General features: G+C 71.8%; 20 protein-coding genes. 6 read left to right on the plus strand and 14 right to left on the minus strand.

The annotated features are described in order from the left end of the window. Positions 1–40: 40 nt before the first annotated feature. Entirely contained in the window at positions 41–1,444 is a 1,404-nt protein-coding gene (gene lpdA / locus ABT154_RS02130; protein ID WP_351851682.1) for a dihydrolipoyl dehydrogenase, read from the plus strand. Positions 1,445–1,478: 34 nt separating this feature from the next. Next, positions 1,479–2,156, plus strand: a complete 678-nt coding sequence (locus ABT154_RS02135; protein ID WP_502969419.1) for a rhomboid-like protein — start codon at positions 1,479–1,481, stop codon at positions 2,154–2,156. A 133-nt stretch (positions 2,157–2,289) separates the two neighbouring features. Here the strand turns inward: ABT154_RS02135 and ABT154_RS02140 are convergent, their stop codons facing one another. From ABT154_RS02140 to ABT154_RS02180, 9 genes are all read right to left on the minus strand, one after another. After that, on the minus strand, positions 2,290–3,096 hold the full coding sequence (locus ABT154_RS02140) for an HAD family hydrolase (RefSeq protein WP_351851686.1): 807 nt from the start codon (positions 3,094–3,096) through the stop codon (positions 2,290–2,292). Continuing rightward, on the minus strand, positions 3,093–4,382 hold the full coding sequence (gene serS / locus ABT154_RS02145; RefSeq protein ID WP_317874465.1) for a serine--tRNA ligase: 1,290 nt from the start codon (positions 4,380–4,382) through the stop codon (positions 3,093–3,095). The genes ABT154_RS02140 and serS overlap by 4 nt, the downstream gene beginning before the upstream one ends. 507 nt (positions 4,383–4,889) lie before the next feature. Further along, the gene (gene pheA, locus ABT154_RS02150; RefSeq protein ID WP_351851689.1) at positions 4,890–5,825 is read right to left on the minus strand and encodes a prephenate dehydratase; all 936 of its coding nucleotides are present in this window, start codon (positions 5,823–5,825) and stop codon (positions 4,890–4,892) included. A gap of 81 nt (positions 5,826–5,906) precedes the next feature. Continuing rightward, positions 5,907–7,178, minus strand: a complete 1,272-nt coding sequence (gene efeB, locus ABT154_RS02155; protein WP_351851691.1) for an iron uptake transporter deferrochelatase/peroxidase subunit — start codon at positions 7,176–7,178, stop codon at positions 5,907–5,909. Positions 7,179–7,181: 3 nt separating this feature from the next. Then, positions 7,182–9,107: a copper resistance CopC/CopD family protein gene (locus tag ABT154_RS02160; RefSeq protein ID WP_351851693.1), complete on the minus strand. Its 1,926-nt coding sequence runs from the start codon at positions 9,105–9,107 to the stop codon at positions 7,182–7,184. Between the two features lie 50 nt (positions 9,108–9,157). Continuing rightward, positions 9,158–9,610, minus strand: a complete 453-nt coding sequence (locus ABT154_RS02165) for a copper chaperone PCu(A)C (RefSeq protein ID WP_351851695.1) — start codon at positions 9,608–9,610, stop codon at positions 9,158–9,160. Next, on the minus strand, positions 9,607–10,341 hold the full coding sequence (locus ABT154_RS02170; protein ID WP_351851698.1) for an SCO family protein: 735 nt from the start codon (positions 10,339–10,341) through the stop codon (positions 9,607–9,609). The genes ABT154_RS02165 and ABT154_RS02170 overlap by 4 nt, the downstream gene beginning before the upstream one ends. A gap of 48 nt (positions 10,342–10,389) precedes the next feature. Next, complete coding sequence (locus ABT154_RS02175; protein WP_351851700.1) at positions 10,390–11,139, minus strand: YcnI family copper-binding membrane protein; 750 nt, start codon at positions 11,137–11,139, stop codon at positions 10,390–10,392. 156 nt (positions 11,140–11,295) lie between these two features. Continuing rightward, positions 11,296–12,078 carry a hypothetical protein gene (locus ABT154_RS02180; RefSeq protein ID WP_332435481.1) on the minus strand — a complete coding sequence of 261 codons (783 nt, stop codon included), beginning with the start codon at positions 12,076–12,078 and terminating at the stop codon, positions 11,296–11,298. Between the two features lie 213 nt (positions 12,079–12,291). On the opposite strand from ABT154_RS02180, the gene ABT154_RS02185 reads away from it, so the two are divergent. After that, a complete protein-coding gene (locus ABT154_RS02185) occupies positions 12,292–12,741 on the plus strand; it encodes an ATP-binding protein (protein ID WP_351851704.1) in 450 nt (149 codons plus the stop codon). A 144-nt stretch (positions 12,742–12,885) separates the two neighbouring features. On the opposite strand, the gene ABT154_RS02190 is transcribed toward ABT154_RS02185, so the two are convergent. Further along, entirely contained in the window at positions 12,886–14,346 is a 1,461-nt protein-coding gene (locus ABT154_RS02190; RefSeq protein WP_351851706.1) for an aminopeptidase P family protein, read from the minus strand. Between the two features lie 135 nt (positions 14,347–14,481). Further along, the gene (locus ABT154_RS02195; protein ID WP_351851708.1) at positions 14,482–15,933 is read right to left on the minus strand and encodes a PP2C family protein-serine/threonine phosphatase; all 1,452 of its coding nucleotides are present in this window, start codon (positions 15,931–15,933) and stop codon (positions 14,482–14,484) included. A gap of 538 nt (positions 15,934–16,471) precedes the next feature. Here ABT154_RS02195 and ABT154_RS02200 point away from each other — a divergent pair. Beyond that, positions 16,472–17,284: a bifunctional DNA primase/polymerase gene (locus ABT154_RS02200; RefSeq protein ID WP_351851711.1), complete on the plus strand. Its 813-nt coding sequence runs from the start codon at positions 16,472–16,474 to the stop codon at positions 17,282–17,284. Between the two features lie 157 nt (positions 17,285–17,441). Continuing rightward, a complete protein-coding gene (locus ABT154_RS02205) occupies positions 17,442–18,047 on the plus strand; it encodes a hypothetical protein (RefSeq protein WP_351851714.1) in 606 nt (201 codons plus the stop codon). Between the two features lie 219 nt (positions 18,048–18,266). Here ABT154_RS02205 and ABT154_RS02210 read toward each other — a convergent pair whose 3' ends face one another. The 3 genes from ABT154_RS02210 to ABT154_RS02220 form a co-directional block, all read right to left on the minus strand. Further along, on the minus strand, positions 18,267–19,244 hold the full coding sequence (locus ABT154_RS02210) for a DUF5926 family protein (protein WP_351851716.1): 978 nt from the start codon (positions 19,242–19,244) through the stop codon (positions 18,267–18,269). Positions 19,245–19,427: 183 nt separating this feature from the next. Further along, the gene (locus tag ABT154_RS02215) at positions 19,428–20,030 is read right to left on the minus strand and encodes an ATP-binding protein (protein WP_351851718.1); all 603 of its coding nucleotides are present in this window, start codon (positions 20,028–20,030) and stop codon (positions 19,428–19,430) included. Positions 20,031–20,132: 102 nt separating this feature from the next. Next, positions 20,133–20,954, minus strand: a complete 822-nt coding sequence (locus ABT154_RS02220) for a glycerophosphodiester phosphodiesterase (protein ID WP_351851719.1) — start codon at positions 20,952–20,954, stop codon at positions 20,133–20,135. Positions 20,955–21,186: 232 nt separating this feature from the next. Between ABT154_RS02220 and ABT154_RS02225 the strand changes: the two genes are divergently transcribed. Beyond that, complete coding sequence (locus ABT154_RS02225; RefSeq protein ID WP_351851721.1) at positions 21,187–22,728, plus strand: S1C family serine protease; 1,542 nt, start codon at positions 21,187–21,189, stop codon at positions 22,726–22,728. Positions 22,729–22,761: the final 33 nt, after the last annotated feature.

Here is a 22,761-nt window from a genome sequence, read left to right on the forward strand (position 1 = left end):
TACGCGGACCGAACACCCTCACCACCCTCGGGAGTCAGTCATGTCAGACCGCTTCGACGTCGTCGTACTCGGAGCTGGCCCCGGCGGCTACGTCGCCGCCATCCGCGCCGCCCAGCTGGGCAAGCGGGTCGCGGTCGTCGAGGAGAAGTACTGGGGCGGTGTCTGCCTGAACGTCGGCTGCATCCCCACCAAGGCACTGCTGCGCAACGCCGAACTCGCCCACATCTTCACCCACGAGGCGAAGACCTTCGGCATCAAGGTCGACGGCACGGTCTCCTTCGACTACAGCGAGGCGTTCCGCCGCAGCCGCTCGGTCGCCGACGGCCGCGTCAAGGGCGTCCACTTCCTGATGAAGAAGAACGGGATCACGGAGTTCGACGGCCGGGGCACCTTCCTCGACGCGAACACCCTCCAGGTCGCCAAGTCCGACGGCACCTCGGAGACGATCACCTTCGACAACTGCGTCATCGCGACCGGCGCCACCCCGCGACTGCTCCCCGGCACCGCCCGCAGCGAGCGCGTCGTGTCGTACGAGGAGCAGATCCTCGCCGAGGACGCCCCCCAGTCGATCGTCATCGCCGGCGCCGGCGCGATCGGCATCGAGTTCGCGTACGTCCTCAACAACTACGGCACCAAGGTCACGATCGTCGAGTTCCTCGACCGGATCGCGCCGCTGGAGGACGAAGAGGTCTCCAAGGAGCTGGCGAAGCAGTACCGCAAGCTCGGCATCGACGTCCTCACCTCGACCCGCGTCGAGGCCATCGACGAGTCCGGCCCGCAGGTCCGCGTCACCGTCACCGGCAAGGACGGCGTGCAGAAGGTCCTGGAGGCCGACAAGGTCCTGCAGGCCATCGGCTTCGCCCCGAACGTCACCGGCTACGGCCTGGAGGCCACCGGCGTCGCCCTGACCGAGCGCGGCGCGATCGACGTCGACGGCCGCTGCCGCACCTCCGTGCCGCACATCTACGCCATCGGCGACGTCACCGCGAAGCTGATGCTCGCGCACACCGCCGAGGCCATGGGCGTCATCGCCGCCGAGACCATCGGGGACGCCGAGACGATGGAACTCGACTACCCGATGATCCCGCGCGCGACCTACTGCCAGCCGCAGATCGCCAGCTTCGGCTGGACCGAGGCGCAGGCCCGCGAGAAGGGCTTCGACGTCAAGGTCGCCAAGTTCCCCTTCGTCGCGAACGGCAAGGCGCACGGTCTCGGCGACACCACCGGCTTCGTCAAGATCATCGCCGACGGCACCCACGGCGAGATCATCGGCGCCCACCTGATCGGCCCCGACGTCACCGAGCTGCTGCCCGAGCTGACCCTGGCCCAGCAGTGGGACCTCACCGTCCACGAGGTCGCCCGGAACGTCCACGCGCACCCGACGCTGGGCGAGGCCGTCAAGGAAGCGATCCACGGCATTGCCGGACACATGATCAATTTCTGAGGTTTCTCACGGCTTCGGTGATAGGCACTGAACCGTGCCGACCGAAGCCAGCGGAAACAGCGGAACCTCCCCGGGTGGCGAACCGTCCCGACCGATCAGGTCGTGGGTGCGTTCGTCACCCGGTACGCATCTCTGGCTCCTCGTCATCGCGATCACCAGCCTCGTCATCGCGCTGTCCCCCGAGGGCCTGGACGCCTACCTCCTCCACCGCAACAGCAGCAACCTCCACCAGCTCGCGCACCACCCGCTCCGGGCCCTGCTCGGCAGCGCGTTCTGGATCGAGGACCCGGCCGACCTCCTGCTGTACGCGGTGCTCTTCGAGCTGCTCCACGCCCCCGTGGAGCGCTGGCTCGGCACCGCGAAATGGCTCTTCACCGTCGCCACGGCGCACATCGCGGCGACTCTCGTCAGCCAGCAGGTCGTCCTGGTGGCCATCCGCCTCCACGACGTGCCGCGCAGCATGGCGCACGTCGTCGACATCGGGGTCAGTTACGGGCTCGCCGCCTCGGCGGGCATCCTCACCTACCGGCTGGCCCGGCCCTGGCGCTGGTTCTACCTCGCGGCGGTACTGGCCTTCTTCCTCGTACCGTTCGCCGCCGACCGCACGTACACCGACCTCGGGCACCTGATCTCGCTGGCGATCGGCCTGGCCTGCTACCCGCTCACCCGCGGAAAACCGTTCGACCGCGAACGGGGGCCCGCCGCACACTAGTTGTACGGGGGGCACGGGGGATCCCCCGGAAGGAGGGGCGGCCACTTCGAGCGCGCGGACGGTGTCCGCACGGGCCGCCCCTTCTCTTTCCCGAAGTGGGTCAGACCGACAGCAGGTCTTTCCCGAAGACGGGTCAGACCGACAGCAGGCGCTCCAGGACGACGGCGATGCCGTCCTTCTCGTTCGAGGTGGTCACCTCGTCCGCCACGGCCCGCAGCTCGGCGTGCGCGTTGCCCATGGCCACGCCGTGGGCCGCCCAGCCGAACATGGGGATGTCGTTCGGCATGTCGCCGAACGCGATCGTCTCCGCCCCCTTCACACCCAGCCGGCGCGCCGCGAGCGACAGACCCGTCGCCTTGCTCAGGCCGAGCGGAAGGATCTCCACGATCCCGGGCCCGGCCATGACGATGTCCACGAGACCGCCGACGGTCTCCCGGGCGGCCCGGGTCAGCTCGTCGTCCGTCAGTGTCGGGTGCTGGATGTAGAGCTTGGTCAGCGGCGCCGACCACACCTCCGCCGGATCCTGGTACGGCACGTACGGCAGCGGCCCTTCCTGGGCCTGGTAGCCGGCCCCGACCAGGACCTCGCCCTCCAGACCGTCACGGCTCGCGGCCAGCGCCAGCGGGCCCACCTCCGCCTCGATCTTGGAGAGGGCGAGCCCGGCCAGCTGCCGGTCCAGGGTCAGCGAGGTGAGCAGCCGGTGCTCGCCCGCGTGGTAGACCTGCGCGCCCTGCCCGCACACCGCGATGCCCTCGTAGCCGAGGTCGTCCAGGATGTGCCGGGTCCAGGGCACCGCCCGGCCGGTGACGACGATGTGCGCGGCGCCCGCCTCCGTGACGGCGGCGAGCGCGTCCCGCGTACGGTCCGAGACGGACTCGTCGGCGCGCAGCAGCGTGCCGTCGAGATCCGTCGCGACCAGGCGGTAGGGGAAGGGGCTCACTTGGCGATCGGCTCCAGGACCTCACGGCCGCCGAGGTAGGGGCGCAGCACCTCGGGCACCCGCACCGAACCGTCGGGCAGCTGGTGGTTCTCCAGGATCGCCACGATCGTGCGCGGTACGGCGCACAGCGTGCCGTTCAGCGTGGCCAGCGGCTGCACGGTCTTCTTGCCGCCCTGCTCCTCGCGCATGCGGACGGAGAGGCGACGGGCCTGGAAGCTGTCGCAGTTCGAGGCCGAGGTCAGCTCGCGGTACTTGCCCTGGGTCGGGATCCACGCCTCGCAGTCGAACTTGCGGGAGGCGGAGGCGCCGAGGTCGCCGGTGGCGACGTCGATCACCTGGAAGGGCAGCTCAAGACCGGTCAGCCACTGCTTCTCCCACTCCAGGAGGCGCTGGTGCTCGGCCTCGGCGTCCTCCGGCGCGACGTACGAGAACATCTCGACCTTGTCGAACTGGTGGACGCGGAAGATGCCGCGGGTGTCCTTGCCGTACGTGCCGGCCTCGCGGCGGAAGCAGGGCGAGAAGCCCGCGTACCGCAGCGGCAGCTTGTCCGCGTCGATGATCTCGTCCATGTGGTACGCCGCGAGGGGCACCTCGGACGTGCCGACGAGGTAGTAGTCGTCCTTCTCCAGGTGGTACACGTTCTCCGCGGCCTGGCCGAGGAATCCGGTGCCCTCCATCGCGCGCGGACGGACCAGCGCCGGGGTCAGCATGGGGATGAAGCCGGCCTCGGTGGCCTGCGCGATGGCGGCGTTGACCAGGGCGAGCTCCAGCAGGGCGCCCACGCCGGTCAGGTAGTAGAAGCGCGAGCCGGAGACCTTGGCGCCCCGCTCCACGTCGATGGCGCCGAGCGCTTCGCCCAGCTCCAGGTGGTCCTTGGGCTCGAAGCCCTCGGCGGCGAAGTCGCGGATGGTGCCGTGCGTCTCCAGGACGACGAAGTCCTCCTCGCCGCCCACGGGCACGTCCGTGTGGACGATGTTCCCGAGCTGGAGGAGCAGCTGCTTGGCCGTCTCGTCGGCCTCGTTCTGCTCGGCCTCGGCGGCCTTGACGTCGGTCTTGAGCTGCTCGGCCTTCTGGAGGAGCTCGGCGCGCTCCTCGGGGGTGGCCCTGGGGATCAGCTTGCCGAGCGCCTTCTGCTCGGATCGGAGCTCGTCGAAGCGGACGCCGGACGACCTGCGCCGTTCATCGGCGGAGAGCAGGGCGTCGACGAGCGCGACGTCCTCTCCACGGGCGCGCTGGGAGGCGCGAACACGGTCGGGGTCCTCACGGAGCAGGCGAAGGTCAATCACCCCACCAGGCTACCGGTGCGTGTTCGCCCGCCCCCACCGGATAACGTCACGCGTGTTGTCACGCGTGACGTTTCGCCCGAATTGATACCCGTGAAAATACCGGGAGCGGGGCAGGGGATTCAGTTATCCACAGGCTGTGCGGAAGATCTGTGGACAACGAAGGAGATCGTGGGGATTTCCCGCCGTCAGCCTGGGAATTCCGTGATCAAACGCCATTGAGGCACTCATTTGGGTGGGAATTGCTTACTCCGCTCGCTCCAACGAGTTGCTCGGACGCCGAGTGCTGACAGGGGTGTTGGGGCGGCGCTGTGGACAGCCGAGGGTGCCCGGGGGTGTGACTGGGGCGATTTGTCGACCTTGTCGAGGCGAGCTGTCGACTTGTCCCCAGGTCGAGTGCGGAGCCTGTGGATAACTGCTGTGGGTAACTGAAAAATATGCAGGTAGGACTAGTGGTTCGTACCTGTGGACGAACGCTCCCGCCTTCGGGAGCGTTCGGTCATCCTCTGATCAGGCCCGACCGTCCTGGGCCCTCGCCAGCCAGTCGGAGGCCGCCATGAACTCACTGTCCGAGGTACCGCGCCGCAGCGCCCGTACGTCCTCGACCACGACGCCCGCCCTCGGGTACGAGCCGAGGAAGCGCACCTGGGGGCACATCCGCTTGAGCCCCATCAGCGCCTCGCCCACCCGGCGGTCCGAGATATGGCCCTCGGCGTCCACGGCGAAGCAGTAGTTCCCGATCCCCGCCCCCGTGGGCCGGGACTGGATCAGCATCAGGTTCACCCCGCGCACCGCGAATTCCTGGAGCAGTTCGAGGAGGGCACCCGGATGATCGTCACCCAGCCACAGCACCACCGAGGTCTTGTCCGCACCCGTCGGAGCCGCCGGCCGGGCCGGCCGGCCCACCAGCACGAAACGCGTCTCTGCGTTCTCCGCGTCATGGATCTCGGTGACCAGCGCTTCGAGACCGTACGTCGCCGCCGCGAACTCCCCCGCGAAGGCGGCGTCGAAGCGGCCCTCCTGCACGAGCCGCGCGCCGTCCGCGTTGGAGGCCGCCGACTCCCACACGGCCTCGGGCAGATTGGCCCGCAGCCAGTTCCGCACCTGCGGCTGGGCCACCGGGTGACCCGTCACCGTCTTGATCTCCGAGAGCCTGGTCCCGGGCCGGACGAGCAGGGCGAAGGCGATCGGCAGCAGCACCTCGCGGTAGATCATCAGCGGCTTGCCGGAGGCCAGCTCGTCGAGGGTGGCCGTCACCCCGCCCTCGACCGAGTTCTCGATCGGCACGAGCGCGGCGGCGGCGTCCCCGTTCCGTACGGCGTCGAGCGCGGCCGGGACCGAGACCATGGGGACGAGTTCCCTCGTCGCGGCCTCGGGCAGCGTACGCAGCGCGGCCTCGGTGAAGGTGCCCTCGGGGCCGAGATACGTGAACCGGTTGGCGGACATACCGTCACCCTAGTGGGCCCGGGGGCCACGGGCGGCCCGTCCGGCGGGAGCCATGTGCCGGTGGGCCGTCGGGGCCGGAGGTCAGGACTCCAGGAGGCGCTGGCCCACGTACTCGCCCTCGGCCGGGCCGCCCGGGACCGCGAAGAGCCCGCTGGCCTCGTGGCGGATGAAGGCGGACAGCGCGTCGCCCCGGTCCAGCTTGCGCTGCACCGGGACGAAGCCCCTGAGCGGATCGGCCTGCCAGCAGACGAAGAGGAGACCGGCGTCCGGCGTCCCGTCGGGAGCGATGCCGTCGTGGAAGGAGAACGGCCTGCGCAGCATCGCCGCCCCGCCGTTCTGTTCGGGGGCGGAGATCCGGGCGTGGGCGTTGTCCGGGATCACCAGCTTCCCGTCCGGCCCGAACTTGTTCAGGTCGAGCGGGGTGGTCTCCGTACCGCCGGTGAGCGGGGCCCCGTCGGACTTCCGGCGCCCGATGACCTGCTCCTGCTGTCCCGACGGCAGCTTCTCCCAGTCGTCGAGCAGCATCCGGATCCGGCGCACCACCGCGTACGAACCTCCGGCCATCCACTCCGCCGCGCCGGTCGTCCCGGCCGGGACGAAGATCCGCCGGTCGAAGTCGGGCTCGGTGGGCTTCGGGTTCCTCGTGCCGTCGACCTGTCCCATCAGATTGCGTGCGGTCATCGGCTTCGCCGTGGCACCGGCCGAGCGGTTGAAGCCGTTCATCTGCCAGCGCACCCGGGCCGCGTCGCCCGCGTCCTTCTGGATCGCGCGCAGCGCGTGGAAGGCGACCAGTGCGTCGTCGGCGCCGATCTGCACCCACAGATCGCCCTCCGAGCGTCGCGCGTCCAGCGCGTCGGAGGAGAAGGCCGGCAGCGGGTCGAGCGCCATGGGGCGGCGCGTGATCAGCCCGGTGCGGTCGAAGAAGGTACGGCCGAAGCCGAAGGTGACCGTGAGGGAGGACGGGCCCGCGTCGAGCGCGACACCCGTGTCCCCGGCCGGGGCCTTCCCCGACATCAGCGTCTTCGCCGTCGCCGACCAGCGGCGCAGCAGCGCGACGGCCTCCTTGCGCCCGGCGCCCGGGGCGAGGTCGAAGGCGACCAGATGCCCGCGGGACTGGAGGGGCGTGGTGATGCCGGCCTGATGTTTCCCGTGAAACATCACCTCGGTGGAACCGACGGAGGCCAGCGCCCCGGCGCCGCCGGCGCCGGTCCCGGACGCGGTGTCGTCGCCCGACACCGCGGCGGAGACTCCGACGCCACCGGCCGCGCCGATGACGAGCCCGGCCGCGCCCGCCGCGCCGACGGTGCCGAGCAGGCGCCGCCGGGAGATCTCAAGGTTGTCGTTCTCGCTCACGGGTCAGCCGATCTTCACGTTCTTCTCGATGGTGGTCTGGTCGATCTCGGAGGTACGGACGGTCACCTGGATCCGCCACTCCCCGGGCATCGGGATCTGGACGCCGCTCGCGCTCCAGTGTCCGGTCTGGATCCGGTCGGGGGCGATGGGCAGCGGGCCGATGTCCTTTGCCTCCAGGGTGAGGGCCACCTTGATCTCCGGGACGTCCAGCGGCTTGCCGTTGGGGCGCTCGACGAAGAGGTGGAGCGCGTTGGCGCCGGTGCGGCCGGGGTCGAGGCTGAGCCGGACGACGCCCTTGCCGTCGACGCCGCCGGTGTCGAAGGGCAGCCGGATGTCGACGGGCCGGTCGGGCACGGCGGCCGGACCGGCGGCGGAGGTGCCGCGGCCCGCCTCCTCCTCGGTGCGGCCGGGCTCGGTCGAGGTGAGCACGGTGGTCACGGCGAGGAGGACGACGGCGACGGCCGCCTCGGTCAGCACCGAGCGGCGCAGACCGGCCCGCTCGGGGTCGGCGTCCCGCTCGCGCTTGCGCCGCGCGGTGGCGACGGCGGCCCGCTGCCGGGCGAGCTGCGCGGCCCGCGCGGGATCGGCGGCTTCCGCCTGCTCCTCGGCTTCCTCCCGGGCTTCCTCCGCGTCCTCTTCCCGAGCCTCCTCCGTGTCCTCTTCCCTGGCCTCTTCCTCGGACGTTGCCGGGGCGGCCAGGCGCTGGGTCCAGCGGCGGGAGATCCAGGCGATGCCGATCAGGACGGTCAGCAGGCCGACCTTGACGAGCAGCAGCTGCCCGTAGCGGGTCCCGGTGAGCGCCGACCAGGAACCGACCTGTCGCCAGGACTGGTAGATCCCGGTGGCCGCGAGGACGGCCACGGAGCCGAAGGCCACCCTGGAGAAGCGTTCGACCGCCGCGCGCGGGACACTCGGGGCCCGGTAGAGGGCGACGAGCAGCACCGTGAGTCCACCGAGCCAGGCGGCGACGGCCAGCAGGTGCAGGATGTCGACCGGCATGGCGATACCGGGCTGGATACCGGTCGAGGCGTGCTCGGCCAGGGCCCAGGTGCCGGCGATCCCCGCGGCGACGACGGTGCCGCCGATGCCGAGACCGAAGGCGAGGTCCTTCTTCTCCTTCGGGTCGGTGCGCCGGGCATAGGCACCGAAGAGGACGGCGACGAAGAGCGCCGCCGCGCCGAGCAGCAGCAGCCGGGAGGTGAGCGCCGCCCCGGTCTTCGTCTCCAGGACGGCCTTCAGACCGGCCAGGTCGAAGGCGTCGGAGAGTTCGCCGGAGCCGGTGTACGGGCTGCGCAGGAGCAGCATGGCGAGGGTGGCGCCGGTGAGGGTCAGCCAGCCCCGGACCACGGTCTGCTGGACGGGCCGGACGCTCGCGCCGCGCGGCCAGCAGACCAGGACGAAGGCGCCGCCGCCGACGAGGACGGCGAAGCCCGCGTACGAGAGGTAGCGCGCGATGCCGTAGAGGGCGCCGACGAGTCCGCCGCCGGCCGTCCGGTCGGGCAGCGCGACGGACGTCGTGGACGGGGCGCCGATGGAGAAGGTGAAGGCGCCCGAGATGGGGTGGCTGTCGGCCGAGACGGTCTGCCAGGCCACCGTGTAGGTGCCGTCGGGCAGTCCGGCGCGCAGTGCGACGCCGTAACGGACGACGGAGTCGCTGCACAGGTTGATTATCTCGCCGGTGTCGGCCCGGCGGCCCGCCGGGTCGAGGACCCGGATCGAGTCGGGGCTCATGGCGACCTGTTCGGAGAAGGTGAGGTTGACCTCCTTGGGAGCGGTGGCGACCACCGCCCCGTCCTTCGGATCGCTTCCGGTCAGCGCCGCGTGCGCGGACGCGGGGGCGGCACCGGCGAGCAGCGCGCCGAGCAGCGCGGCCGCGAGGATCAGCAGCCGGGCCAGGGCGGTACCGAGGCGCGGGGCGGTGGTTGTCATCTCTGGGTCACTCCGTCAGTTCTGTATGAACTCCGTCAACGCGCTGGGTGCTACTGCGGGTTGTGGTTGGCGGCTTCGACGGGAAGCTCGACCTTGATGGGGTCGGACTTCTCGAAGTGGAGCTCGATGCTGACCTTCTCGCCCTGCTTCGGCTTCTGCTTCAGCTCCATGAACATGATGTGGTTGCCACCACGTGCGAGCTTCAGCTCCCCGTTCGCGGGGATGTCGAAGGACTTCACCTCCTGCATCTTCTGGTTCTTCGTCTCGTGGATCGTGACGTCGTCGGAGAGGGTGCTGGTGACCGAGGTGAGCTTGTCGGCGGTGGCGCTGTCGTTGGTGATGGTGAGGAAGCCGCCGGCCATGTCCATCACCGGCTGCGGCATGAACGCGCCGCTGACCTTGAGCTGGGGCTTGTCCCCGTCGGACGAGGACGAACACCCGGATATGGCGAGTGCGGCGGCGAGAGCCACGGAGGCGGACAGGGCGGTGGTGCGGCGGTTCACGGGTTCTCCCCCTTGATGAGCTTCGGCAGGTCCTTGGCGTAGTCGTCGACGCTCGCGTCCTCGCCGTACAGGACGTAGCCCTGGTCGGTCGTCGGCGAGAAGGCGATCACCTGTGCTCCGTGCATGGAGACGACCTTGCCGTCCTTGTCCTTCTTCGCCGGGTCGATGCCGATGCCGATCTGCCGGGCGCCCGCCTGGATGGCGGAGAAGTCGCCGGTGAGACCGGTGAAGGAGGAGTCGCCCGCGGCGGGCAGCCACTTGGCCAGCTCGGCCGAGGTGTCCCGCTCGGGGTCGGTGGTGACGAAGACGACCTGGAGCTTGTCCTGGTCCGCCTTGGGGAGCTGCTTCTTGGCGATGGCGATGTTGCTCATCGTCAGGGGGCAGACGTCGGGGCAGTGCGTGTAGCCGAAGTAGATGAGCGTCGGCTTGCCCTTGGTCCGCTCCCGCAGGTCGTACTTCTGGCCCTTGGTGTCGGTGAGGACGAGCGCGGGCTTGGTGAACGGCCGGTCGAGGACGGTGGCGGCCTTGGTGGTGTCGTCACCGCCGGAGACCACGGCGACCGAGCCGGCGCCCCCGCCGGTGGGCTTGTCGTCGTCGCCGAGGCCGACGGCCGCGGTGATGCCCAGCGCGGCGACGATCGCGACCGTGGCGACGATCAGCGGGGTGCGCCGCCCGGGGCGGGCGGCGCCGTCGTCCCCGGGCTTCGGGGTGGGTGTCTTCTCTGCGGACATGCTGATTCTTTCCGCTTCTTTCCGGGTGCTCTGGATGAGGGGCGGCCGTCAGGCCGAGCGGCGGCGGCCGGCGAGGATACCGAAGGCGACACCGGCGACACCGGCGAGGATGCCGATGACACCGAGGATCCGGGCCGTGGTGTCGGAGGAGTCGGCGGCGGCCGTCTCCTTCTCCGCGGCCTTCTCGTCGTGGCCGGCCTTCCCGTCGGTCGTGGCGGACGGGGCGGCGCCGCCGTGGTGGTCCTCGGAGGCGGCGGAGAGCTTCAGGACGGGGGCGGGGTTCTGCGGCTCCTCCGCGCCCTCCTTCTGCTCCTCGATCCAGCGCACGACCTCCTTGTTGTCGTACGTCTGGATGGCCTTGAGGACGAGCTGGTCGGCGTCCTCGGGCAACTGGCCGAGGGAGAGCGGGAACTGCTGGAACTGGCCGGGGCCGATCTTCGAGCCGTCGGCGGTCCAGGTCACCTTGGAGACGGCCTCGTTGATGGTCTTGCCGTGCAGCTCCAGCGGCTTGCTGAGCTTGCTCTTGGTCACCACGGCCTTCCAGCCGGGGATGGGCTGCGGCATGACGGAGGCGAGCGGGTGGTCGAGCGGGAAGTTGACCTCCAGCTTCACGGTGGAGGCGTCGTCGCGCTCGTTCGGGACCTTGATGTTGACGGTGGCGTAGCCGCCCTTGGCGGCCTCGCCCTGCGGCTGCACGCTCACGTGCGCGAAGGCCGTGCCCGACAGCAGCACGACGGAGGAGAGGGCGATGCCGCCGGCGAGGGCGACCCGGGTGGCGGAGAAACGGGAGACGGTCACGGCAGAAGACACTCCAGCTCGGAGAGGAAGACGGTGGGTCCGGCACGCGGGAGGGGGAACCCGGGAGGACCCGGGGGGAATCCCGGTCCTGTGGCGTGCGGACGAGCGCGGTCCCGCTCCCGTTGAGCGGTCCGCGGCGGGCTGCGCCGGGCTGCGTCAGGCAGCGAGGACGCAGTCGGCGGCGGGCGGACCGCGCCTGATCACCGAGTGCTGGAGGGCCTCGGCCACCGGCGGCGGCGAGGAGTCGAAGGCGGTACGGACGGCGTGCGCCGGGCCCGTGCGCGGGGCGGCGGAGAGGCCGGTGAGGAGGGCCCGTACGAGACGCAGGGCGGCTCGCAGCGAGCGGACGAAGGCGCACTCGGCGAGTTCCGTCGCGCCCTGTTCGGAGAGTTCGACGAGCCGGACGAGGGCGCGGTCGCCGCGCCGCAGCAGCCAGCCCGTCGCGAGGGCGGCGAGCAGGTGCCCGAGGAGCATGGGCAGTCCGGGCAGCAGTTCACCGGCCGGGACGGCGGTGGCCGTGTGTCCCATGTGGGCGTGGGCGCCGGCGGCGGCCGGGTCGAGTCCCGCGTCGCGGATGATGCGGGTGGCGTCGGTCGCGTCGAGGGACGAGGTGCCCGCTCCGCAGACCAGCCGGGCGGCCATCCGGACGAGGGCGTCGTCGGCCTGGGGGCTCAGCGTGAGCTGGCGCTGCCCGAGGCCGAAGAGGACGTGCAGGGCGAGCTGGCCGCCGGTGAGGGCGCCGACCACGAAGCCGAGGGAGCGGTCGCGTCCGGCGAGGAGCACCGTGACCCCGAAGACCCCGAGGAATCCGGCGAGAAGGGTCCACAGGGCGATCCCCGCGCAGGCGGCCAGGGCGTGCCCGAGCGCGGACAGCACGACGCAGACCGCGGTGAACACCGCGGCCCTCAGCAGCCGTGGAGCGAGCGCGGGGGCAGTCATGGCGGGCCCATCATCGCACCACGGGCGGCACCGGCAGGAGGCAGGTCCGTAAGGTCGTTCTTGGGCCTCTTGGGGGTCTTCGCGGCGACATACACCGGCGTACCGGCGTGGTGCATCCGCCGAACGAGCGCTCTTGACGCCCTTCGGCGCTTACGAGGGGTTCCGTCCGGCAATAGGTATCGGTATGTCGAGCCGCTGCCGGGAGGCTGGAGCATGAGCATCTGGTGGTCACTCCATCTGCGGCGGGAGGCGGCGAGTGTGCCGCTGGCCCGGAGGCTGCTGCTGGGCACGATGGAGACGGCGGGTGTCGATCCCGATGTGTCCTACGAGCTGTCGGTGGCGCTGACCGAGGCCTGTGCCAACGCGGTCGAGCACGGCGGCGGCGGGGGCGGCTCCCGCGCGCCCGGCGGGGCGTATCGGGTGACGGCGTATCTGGACGGCGAGACCTGCCGCATCGAGGTGGCCGACTCGGGTCCGGGCTTCCCCGGCCGCGAAGTGCCTGCCGCGCCTTCGGACGACGCCGAGCACGGCAGAGGGCTGCGCCTGATCGAGGAGCTGGCCGATCACGTCCAGTTCGGCAACCGCTCGGGCCGCGGCGGCGCGGTGGTCAGCTTCGACAAGATCCTGAAATGGCGGGACAGCCCTTCCCTGCTGCTGGCGTGATCTCCGAAGGCCGGCCGGCGGTGTGGCCCCCGAAGGCCGGCCCCCGGCGTGATCCGCGCGGGCGCCGTACGGGACACCGGGCACGGGGAAGGGCCCCCGCCGGTCGGTCGGCGGGGGCCCTTCGGTTCCCAACGTACGCGGGGATCAGCCCTTCAGCGCGGCCATCCACGCCTCGACCTCGTCGGAACGGCGCGGCAGCCCGTCCGAGAGGTTCCGGTTGCCGTCCTCGGTGACGAGGATGTCGTCCTCGATCCGGACGCCGATGCCGCGGTACTCCTCCGGCACGGTCAGGTCGTCGGCCTGGAAGTACAGACCCGGCTCGACGGTCAGGCACATGCCCGGCTCCAGCGTGGTGTCCACGTACATCTCGGTGCGCGCGGCGGCGCAGTCGTGGACGTCCATGCCGAGCATGTGACCGGTGCCGTGCAGGGTCCAGCGGCGCTGGAGGCCGAGCTCGAGGACGCGCTCGACCGGGCCCTCGACGAGGCCCCACTCGACGAGCTTCTCGGTCAGCACGCGCTGGGCGGCGTCGTGGAAGTCGCGGTAGGCGGCGCCGGGCTTCACCGCGGCGATGCCGGCCTCCTGCGCCTCGTACACGGCGTCGTAGATCTTGCGCTGGAGCTCGGTGTACCGGCCGTTGACCGGCAGGGTGCGGGTGATGTCCGCGGTGTACAGCTCGGTGGTCTCCACGCCGGCGTCGAGCAGCAGCAGGTCGCCGGAGCGCACGTCGCCGTCGTTGCGGACCCAGTGCAGGGTGGTGGCGTGCGGGCCGGCGGCGCAGATGGAGCCGTAGCCGATGTCGTTGCCCTCGACGCGGGCGCGCAGGAAGAAGGTTCCCTCGATGTAGCGCTCGCTGGTGGCCTCGGCCTTGTCGAGGACCTTGACGACGTCCTCGAAGCCGCGGGCGGTGGAGGCGCAGGCCTTCTCCAGCTCGGCGATCTCGAAGGAGTCCTTGACGAGGCGGGCCTCGGAGAGGTGGACGCGGAGTTCCTCGTCGCGCTCGGCGGTGACCTTGTCGCTCAGCGCGGCCTCGATGCCGGCGTCGTGGCCGCGGACGTTGCGGACGGGGCCGGTGGCCTCGCGCAGCGCCTCGGCCAGCTCGCGGACGTCCTTGGCGGGGACGCCGAGAAGCTGCTCGGCCTCGGTGAGGGAGTGGCGGCGGCCGACCCACAGCTCGCCCTGGCCGTCGAGCCAGAACTCGCCGTTCTCGCGGTCGGAGCGCGGCAGCAGGTAGATCGTCGCCTTGTGCCCGTCCTTCACCGGCTCCAGCACGAGGACGCCGTCCTGGGTCTGGTCGCCGGTGAGGTACGCGTACTCGGTGGACGCGCGGAAGGCGTACTCGGTGTCGTTCGACCGGGTCTTCAGGTTGCCCGCCGGGATCACCAGGCGCTCGCCCGGGAAGCGGGCGGAGAGCGCGGCGCGGCGCGCGGCGGTCTTGTCGGCCTGGGCGATCGGCGCCAGGCCGTGCAGCTCGGTGTCGGCCCAGCCGGACTTCATGTTCTCGGCCAGCTCGTCGGAGACGCCCGGGTACAGGCCGTTCTTCCGCTGCTTGATCGCCTGTTCCTCAGTCTCTTCCGGGGTCTCCGGCGTGAGCTCCTCGGCCACGGGTCTGCCTCCTCTTGGTACGACACTGAACCCCCACCATCGTACGGTCGTACGGAAGGGGGCCCAGGGCCGGAAGGCCCATTACCGGAATGTCCCGCTCCGGTTATCGCCGCCTACGGTTTCGCGCCGGGCCGCTCACTCGAAGCGGGCGGCGAGCAGGACCACGTCCTCGTCGTCCCCGCCCCGGTCCAGGCCCTCGGGCAGCAGGGTCCGCAGAATGTGGTCGGCGATCGCCCCCGGGTCGTCCCGGTCCGCCTTCGGCACGCTCACCGCCGCCGCGTGGAGCCGTGCGAAGGCGCGGTCCATGGCGTCGCCGGTACGGCGCAGCAGCCCGTCCGTGTAGAGAAGCACCGTTTCTCCTGGTGCCGGGGACAGCTCCACGCTGGGCGCCTCCCAGCAGGAGAGCATCCCGAGCGGGGCCGAGAGCGAGGTCTCGACGAACTCGGTGCGCCGCTCACCGATGACCAGCGGCGGCGCGTGCCCGGCCCCGGACAGGACGATCCGGCGCCGCGCGGGTTCGGCGTACGCGAAGAGCGCGGTCGCCGAGCGGGCCGGTTCGGTGAGCCGGAGCAGGAGTTCCAGGTCGGAGAGGACGGCGACAGGGTCCTCGCCCTCCATCACCGCGTACGCCCGGAGAGAGGCGCGCAGCCGTCCCATGGCGGCGAGCGCGCTGGGGCCGGTCCCGGTGACGGAGCCGACGGAGAGCCCGAGGGCGCCCTCGGGCAGCGGCAGCGCGTCGTACCAGTCGCCGCCGCCCCGGGGTCCGGTGCGGTGGCGGGCGGCGAGCTGGACGCCGGGGACGCGGGGGAGCCGACTGGGGAGCAGTTCCTCGGCGACGGTCGAGACCCGGACGCTGGCACGCTCGACCTGGAGGAGACGGGCGAGGTGCTCGGTGGCGAGACGGCCGTAGAGCCCGATGAGGTGGCGCTGCCGGTCGGTGGGTTCGGCGGGCTCGTCGTAGAGCCAGACGGCCGCGCCGAGCCGGCCGGCCTCCTCGGTGGCGAGGGGCAGGGCGTAGCTGGCGGCGTAGCCGAGGCGGGCGGCGACCTCGCGGTGGCGCGGGTCGAGGCCTTCCTCGGTGCGGACGTCGGGGATGGCGATCGGGTCCGGCACCCGCTCGGGGCGGGCCGGATCGCGGAGGCCGTCCAGGAGGCGGCCGTAACTGCTGGTGCCGCGCGGGACGGTCTCGATGATCCCGAGGTCGGAGTGGGCGAGGCCGAGTCCGATGGTGGACGCGGGGCCGAGGCCGTCGGCCGGTTCGAGCACCGCCATGCCGCGGCGGGCCCCGACCAGGGCGGCGCCCGCGCCGAGCACCTCGCGGAGGGCCCCGTCGAGGGAGGCCGTCCTGATGAGGCGCTCGGTGAGTTCGTGGAGGGTGGTGAGGTCGGAGACCCAGGCCGCCAGGCGGTCCTGGATCAGCGCCCCGGGCGGGGGGACCGGGTCGGAGGGTGCCGCCGCCGCGGGGACCCCGGGGAGGGGCGCCGTAGTGTGCGGGGGCACGGGAACCGTGGAGTCGATTCCGGCCACTTTCGGCATCTGTGGGGCGCTCATGTCAGTCGGCTTTCCGACCGGTGCGTTTGACGCCATAGCATCGCAAACCCCCATGTCATCCTGAGCCGCTCGATGCATCCACATGTACACGCACAAGCGGAACGATGTCCAGCATTGTCCCCACGGGACTTGTGGTGTCCGTGAGGTCGTGCGAGAGGGTTGAAGTCGGCGGGAAGTTGGCCGAAAATTGTCCCCGGTGTGCACCTTTTGCGGTCGACTGGCGTCGTTTGAAAGCGCGTCATTCCGAGCGTGCTGGGTACGTAATCGGTGACAGGCAGGGGCAGTTGGAGCTGTCCTGGAACGCGACGCGGAACCCCGGCGTCTTATATGCCGCAGGCCGCAGCCCGTCACCGAGTGGCGGGGAACGTGTTCTGACCCGCCTCTGGTGCTGACCCGGCTCCACCTCGTTCTGACCTGGCTCCACGTGGTTTCCACCTGGTGACGGCCCGGACGGTCCCGCTGCGACGGGGCCGGGACCCCGCCGACCCGGTACGCGCTGATACGCACGGTGAAATGTCCTGCACATGGTGTGATGTGGATGGATTCGGCGTTCAACGGAAAGGAACGAGCGCTCATGCGCGAGATCCTCGGAAGGCGACGCAGGCTCCGGTTCCGGCGCAAGGCGAGGACCGCCCGGCTCGACGCGGCGGTCGCCTTCGCCGTCGAGTGGGACTGGCCCGTCCTGCCGGGAGTGGGCCTGAGAACGAAAGCCCGTAGGTCGGGGGACCTGGGCGCGACGGCCCGTACGGCCATGGGCCTGGGGCGGCCGACGGCCCGCGCGGTCGAGCCTGGCTCCGCTCCCTCGGGGGCGGTCGCCGCACCCTCAGGGGCGGGAGCGGCGAACCCCGCTGCGTCGGGGCCGGCCTGCGCCTGCCCCGATCCCGACTGCGTGGTGCCCGGCGCCCACCCCTACGACCCCGGTCTGCTCGCGGCCACCACGGACGAGCGCATGATCCGCTGGTGGTGGACCCGGCGCCCCGACGCCCCGGTGCTCCTCGCCACGGGCGGCGGCGCGCCCTGCGCGGTCAGCCTGCCCGCGCCGGCCGGCGCCCGGGCGCTCGCCGCGCTCGACGCGATGGGCATGCGGCTCGGCCCGGTCGTCGCGACCCCGACCCGGTGGTCGATCCTGGTCGCCCCGTACGGCCTCGAACGGCTCGGCGAGCTGCTGTACGCGAAGGACAGCGTGCCGAGTTCCCTGCGGTTCCATGGAGAGGGCGGCTATCTGCTTCTGCCGCCCTCGGTCTCCGGCACCGGACGGGTGCGGTGGGAGCGGGCCCCGCTCGCGGGATCGGCCCGGCCGTGGCTGCCGGACGTCGAGGCGGTCGTGGACGCGCTGGTGGAGGCGAGCACGAGCACACCGGGCGGCGGGAGCCGGCTGGCGTACTGACGGGCCCGGACGTTCACCCGAACGGGTGCGTCCTGGTCCACTTCTCCGGGAAACGGGCGTGCGGCCGACCGGGCGCACGCCCGCCGCCGCTATGTTCAGCCCACCGTTCGAGATCTCCTGCCCGAGATCTCCGGCCGAGCAGGAGCAGGTGGGGCGCATGGGTCCGGTGAACCTTCGTGTGATCGGACTCGGGGCCGTCGTCACGGTCGCCGTCCTGCTGCCGCTCGTCGCGATGGCGGGGCCGACCGGGGAACCCGTACGACCGGCGGACGCGAAAGCGGGGGCCGGAGACGACGCGAAGGCACGTGGCGGTGCCGGGGATCTGCTGGAGGGGCTCGGCCTCGGATCCCGTAGACCCGCGTCCCCCGCCCCGTCCACCCCCGCCGCCCCAGCCGCTCCGGGGCTCCCGGAGCGGGTCACGAACTGTGGGCCGGAACTGGCCTCCCCCGACGGGGTCGAAGCACAGACCTGCGTCCTCGCCGAGGGGCCCGACACCTGGGCGCGCACGTACTACCGGAACGCGGCCGGCCAGCAGCTCGACGCGTTTCTGACCCTGATGGCGCCCGGTGGGCGGACCGTACAAGTCCGCTGTGCCGTACCGGCGCAGGACGAACCGGGGACCTGCGAAACCCCCAGGGAGCGGGGGCGCGGCGCGGCCACGGCGTATACGGCGGTCGCGGAATTCGCGGGCAGCGGCGAGGGGGACAGCACCCCGCTGCTTCTGCGGGCGGGCAGCAACACCGCGGACAGCGAAGGAAGTTGAGCGTCGACGCTTCGGCCCTGCCGGAAGCGGACATGGAAAGGCCCGGTCGCTGGCGACGGGGGATGCACCAGCGACCGGGCTTCCAGAACGGTAACAAGAGATCTGCTGTTCGCAAATTCGATCTCGGTTATTCGGACAGGGATTTACCCGTCCGCAGACCGGGTTGTGGCGGAAGTCACCGACTGGTCGGTCTGTCAGTCACCGATACCGCCTGGGGTATCAGCTGAGAGTGACCTGACGGTTCGTGAGACCGCCCCGCGCGCGCCGCTCCTCCGCCGTCAGCGGGGCGTCCGAGGCGAGCGCCCCGGCGAGCCGCTCGGCGAACTCGGCGGCCGGCTTCTCGCACTCCTCCGCCGTCATCGAGGTCGGCAGGTCCCACACCGGGACCATCAGGCCGTGGGCGCGGAACGAACCGACGAGCCGGGTGTCCGCGCCGAGGGAGGTGCCTTCGCCGGCCTGGAGGCGGGCGAGGGCGTCGAGCAGCTTCTCCTCCGGGTACGGCATGACCCAGCGCAGGTGGTTCTTGTCCGGGGTCTCGCACCAGTACGCCGAGTCGACGCTGTCCAGCTTCACGGTCGGGATCGCGGCGGCGTTGGCCCGCTCCAGGGAGGCGGCGACCTCCGGGTCGGCGCCGTCGGCGGACTTCGGGATCCAGAACTCGAACCCGGTGTGGACCTCCGGGGCGAACGCGGCGTCGGCGTCCAGCAGGTCCTGGAGGCGCGGGCCCTCTGCGGGGACGCGGCGGGCGGGGACCGGGGTGCCCGGCTCGACCTCGAGGGCGCGCTGGAGCGTGTCGGCGAGGTCGCGGGCGAGGTCGCCGGAGGTGGAGTCGTTCTGCAGGGCGAGCAGCACGGAGCCGTCGTCGCGGCGGAGCGCGGGCCACGCCATCGGCAGCACGGTCGCGAGCGTCACGGACGGTACGCCCTCCGGGAGGCCGCCCTTCAGGGTGAGCGGCACGGTGGCGGCGGGCACCAGCTCGCGCAGCGCGACCCAGTCGCACTCGCCGGGCAGGCCCTCGAAGGGGCGCTGGACGAGCTCGGTCACGGCGTGCGCGGCGGCCCGGCCGTGACACGCCTTGTAGCGGCGGCCCGAACCGCACGGGCACGGCTCGCGCGCGCCGACGACCGGGATCTCCCCGCTGGTGACCTGTGCCTGGCCGGCCTTGCCGGCCTTCGTCTGGGGGCGCTTCTTGGCCATGGTGTGGCTTTCTCCCGATCGCGGCGTGCGGTGTCTGTTTCGGCCGCGAGCCTAGTCGCACGGGACACCACGGCCCTTCAGGCGGGCCGCGACGGCCGGTCGGGGCCGTGCGTGGTGCGGTCACGTCGGGCCCGTGGTCGGTTCCGCCCCGTGGTCGGCCCTGTGGTCGGTTCCGCCCCGTGGTCAGTCCAGATCGTCGTACGCGTCCAGGAAGTCGAAGCCCGAGCCGGCTCCGACGCGGGTCGCGAAGTCCTCGCGGCGGTGTCCTTCGGTGACCACCACCCAGACCGTGACCTCGCCGGTCGCGCTGTCCCGTACGCCCCAGTCCTGGGCCAGCGCGCTGATGATGTTCAGCCCGCGACCGCCCCGTGCGGTGACCGAGGGCGTCGACGGGACGGGTCGCGTCGGGCCTCCGCCGTCGGTGACCTCGACCCTGAGTCCGCCCGCGGGGTCCACCCGCCAGGCCGCCCGTACATCCCCGTCGCCCCGATCCGCCCGTCCCAGCGGCCTGCCGTACCGCCAGGCATTGCTGAGCAGCTCGGAAAGGATCAGCACCGCGTCGTCGACGACCGAATCGGACACCCCGCTGCGGTACAGCTCGTCCCGCATCCGGTGTCGCGCCTCACCCACGCCCGCAGGGCCATGGGGTACGGCCATGCTCGACGACGTGGGCACCTCCTGTGCCACCACCAACGCCACCCCCGAGACCTCCTTTGCCCCACGCCACCGTGTGGATGCCCCAATGGCCTGGACCGGAAACCGGCCAATCCGCGTTCGATGAGGCACTCGTGACGATCGCGTACGTACGGAATGCGCCGGGGCACACCCCTTACGTCATGTGGGCCCTTGTGGCACAAGGGAAAGGAGGGGGTCAGGGGGGTGCGGGGATCAGCCGCGGCCGAGCTGGGAGAGAACCTGCTTGGGACGGTTCGTGATGATCGCATCCACGCCGAGTCGCTCGCAGAGTTCCACGTCCTCCTCCTCGTCGACCGTCCAGACGTGTACCTGGTGCCCGGCCTTCTGGAGCCGCAGGATCACGGCGGGGTGGTGCCGCACGATCCGGATCGAGGGCCCCGCGATGCGCGCGCCCGCGGGGAGCCGTCCGTCGCGCAGCCGCGGCGAGACGAACTGGGTGAGCGAGACGGTGGGCAGCGTCGGCGCGGCGGTGGCGATCCGGGCCAGGGAGCGGGCCGAGAAGCTCATGACGCGTACGGGGGAGTCGGCGGGGGACGCGGGCGCGTCGAGGCCGAAACGCTTGAGGAGGTGGAGGAGCCGCTCCTCGACCTGGCCCGCCCAGCGGGTGGGGTGCTTGGTCTCGATGGCCAGCTCGACCCTGCGCCCGGCGTCGGAGACCAGCTCCAGGAGGCGCTCCAGGGTGAGGACGGAGGTGGACCCGGGGTCCCGCCGGTCGGGGCTCTCGCCGGAGTCGTCGCGGCCCTTCCAGGTGCCGAAGTCGAGCGCGGCGAGGTCGGCGAGTTCCAGGGCGGAGACGGCGCCGCGGCCGTTCGAGGTGCGGTCGACGCGCCGGTCGTGGACGCAGACGAGATGGCCGTCGGCGGTGAGACGGACGTCGCACTCCAGGGCGTCGGCGCCGTCCTCGATGGCCTTCACATAGGCGGCCAGGGTGTGTTCCGGTGCGTCCTCGGATGCTCCACGGTGGGCGACGACCTGGAGGGGGACGCGGTGTGGGTGCTGCCGTGCGTGAGTCACGGCGTCATGGTGCCATTGGCGAGGCGGCGCGGGCACACCGGAAGGAGTCCGTTCTGTCCCTATATAAAGGTGGGGGTGCGAACGCACAGCTCCGCCTTACGGCGGCCTGACGTCCTGTGGGAAAAGCTGGTGCAGCACCCTGGAGCCTTTGGGACCGGTACGGGACCAGTAGGGGCCAGTAGGGGACCACCTAGGTACCACCACCCCGCGCAGTCAATGAGGAGAGCGAGCTGTGAGCACCGAGAACGAGGGCACGGCGGTTCCGGCGGACCAGTCCGCCTCGTCCGCACCGGCGACGCCTCCCTCCCCGGCGACGCCTCCCTCCCCGGCGACGCCTCCGACGCCGGGGACGCCTCCCGCGCCGGCGGCGCACGAGCCGACGCACGAGCCGAGACAGGAACCGGCGCACGAGCCGACGCAGGCGCCGGGAGCGAAGCCGGAGGCGACTCCCGCCCCCGCCCCCGCCCCGGCGCAGACCCAGCCGCTGCCTGCGGCCCCGGCGTACCACCCGCCCACGGCCCCCGGCCACCCCGCTCCGGCCGCTCCCGAGCCGGTCGCGGCCGGAGCGACGGGTGGCTGGCCGCCGCCCCCGCCGGCCGTACCGGCCTGGGGCGCCCCGCAGCAGCCCGCGCCCGCCGCTCCCGGCGCACCGCGCAGGCGGACCGGCGGCGTCGTGGCGGCGGTCCTGGTCGCGGCGCTCGTGGCGGGCGGTGTCGGCGGCGGCATCGGCTACTGGGCGGCGCAGCGCGGCGACGACGGCGTGAGCTCGACGACGGTCTCCTCGGGCGAGGCGCCGGCTTCCTTCAAGCGGGAGCCGGGGACGGTCGCGGCGGTCGCGGCGCAGGCGCTGCCGAGCGTGGTCACGATCCAGGCGAAGTCCGGCGGGTCGCAGGGCGAGGGCGGTACGGGCACGGGCTTCGTGTACGACCAGGAGGGCCACATCGTCACCAACAACCACGTGGTGGCGTCGGCTGCGGACGGCGGCACGCTCTCCGTGACCTTCGCGGACGGCAAGTCGTACGACGCGCAGGTCGTGGGCCGGGCCGAGGGCTACGACGTGGCCGTACTGAAGCTCACGAACGCGCCGAAGAAGCTGAAGCCGCTGCCGCTGGGTGACTCGGACAAGGTGGCGGTCGGCGACTCGACGATCGCGATCGGCGCGCCGTTCGGCCTGTCGAACACGGTGACGACCGGCATCATCAGTGCCAAGAACCGTCCGGTGGCCTCGGGTGACGGCTCCGGCGGCAGCAGCTCGTACATGAGCGCACTGCAGACGGACGCGTCGATCAACCCGGGCAACTCGGGCGGCCCGCTGCTCGACGCGAGCGGCGCGGTGATCGGCATCAACTCGGCGATCCAGTCCACCGGCAGCGGCTTCGGCCAGTCCCAGGCGGGCTCGATCGGCCTCGGCTTCGCGATCCCGGTCAACCAGGCGAAGAACGTGGCCCAGCAGCTGATCAAGACGGGCAAGCCGGTGTACCCGGTGATCGGCGCGACGGTGAACATGAACGAGAAGGGCGACGGCGCCACGATCGCCTCCCAGGGCTCCGGCGGCACCCCCGCGGTCACCCCGAGCGGCCCGGCGGCGAAGGCCGGTCTGAAGTCGGGCGACGTGATCACGGGCTTCGGCGACCACCAGATCGACAGCGGCCGGACGCTGATCAGTGAGATCTGGACCCACAAGCCGGGCGACCAGGTCAAGATCACGTACGAGCGGGACGGCAAGACGGAGACGGCCACGGTGACGCTGGGCGAGCGCACGGGCGACAGCTGACGGGCGTCGTACGCGAGGGAGTCCCGCGTACGG

Origin of the sequence: Streptomyces sp. NPDC001728 (assembly GCF_040297565.1) — a bacterium.
GTDB lineage: Bacteria > Actinomycetota > Actinomycetes > Streptomycetales > Streptomycetaceae > Streptomyces.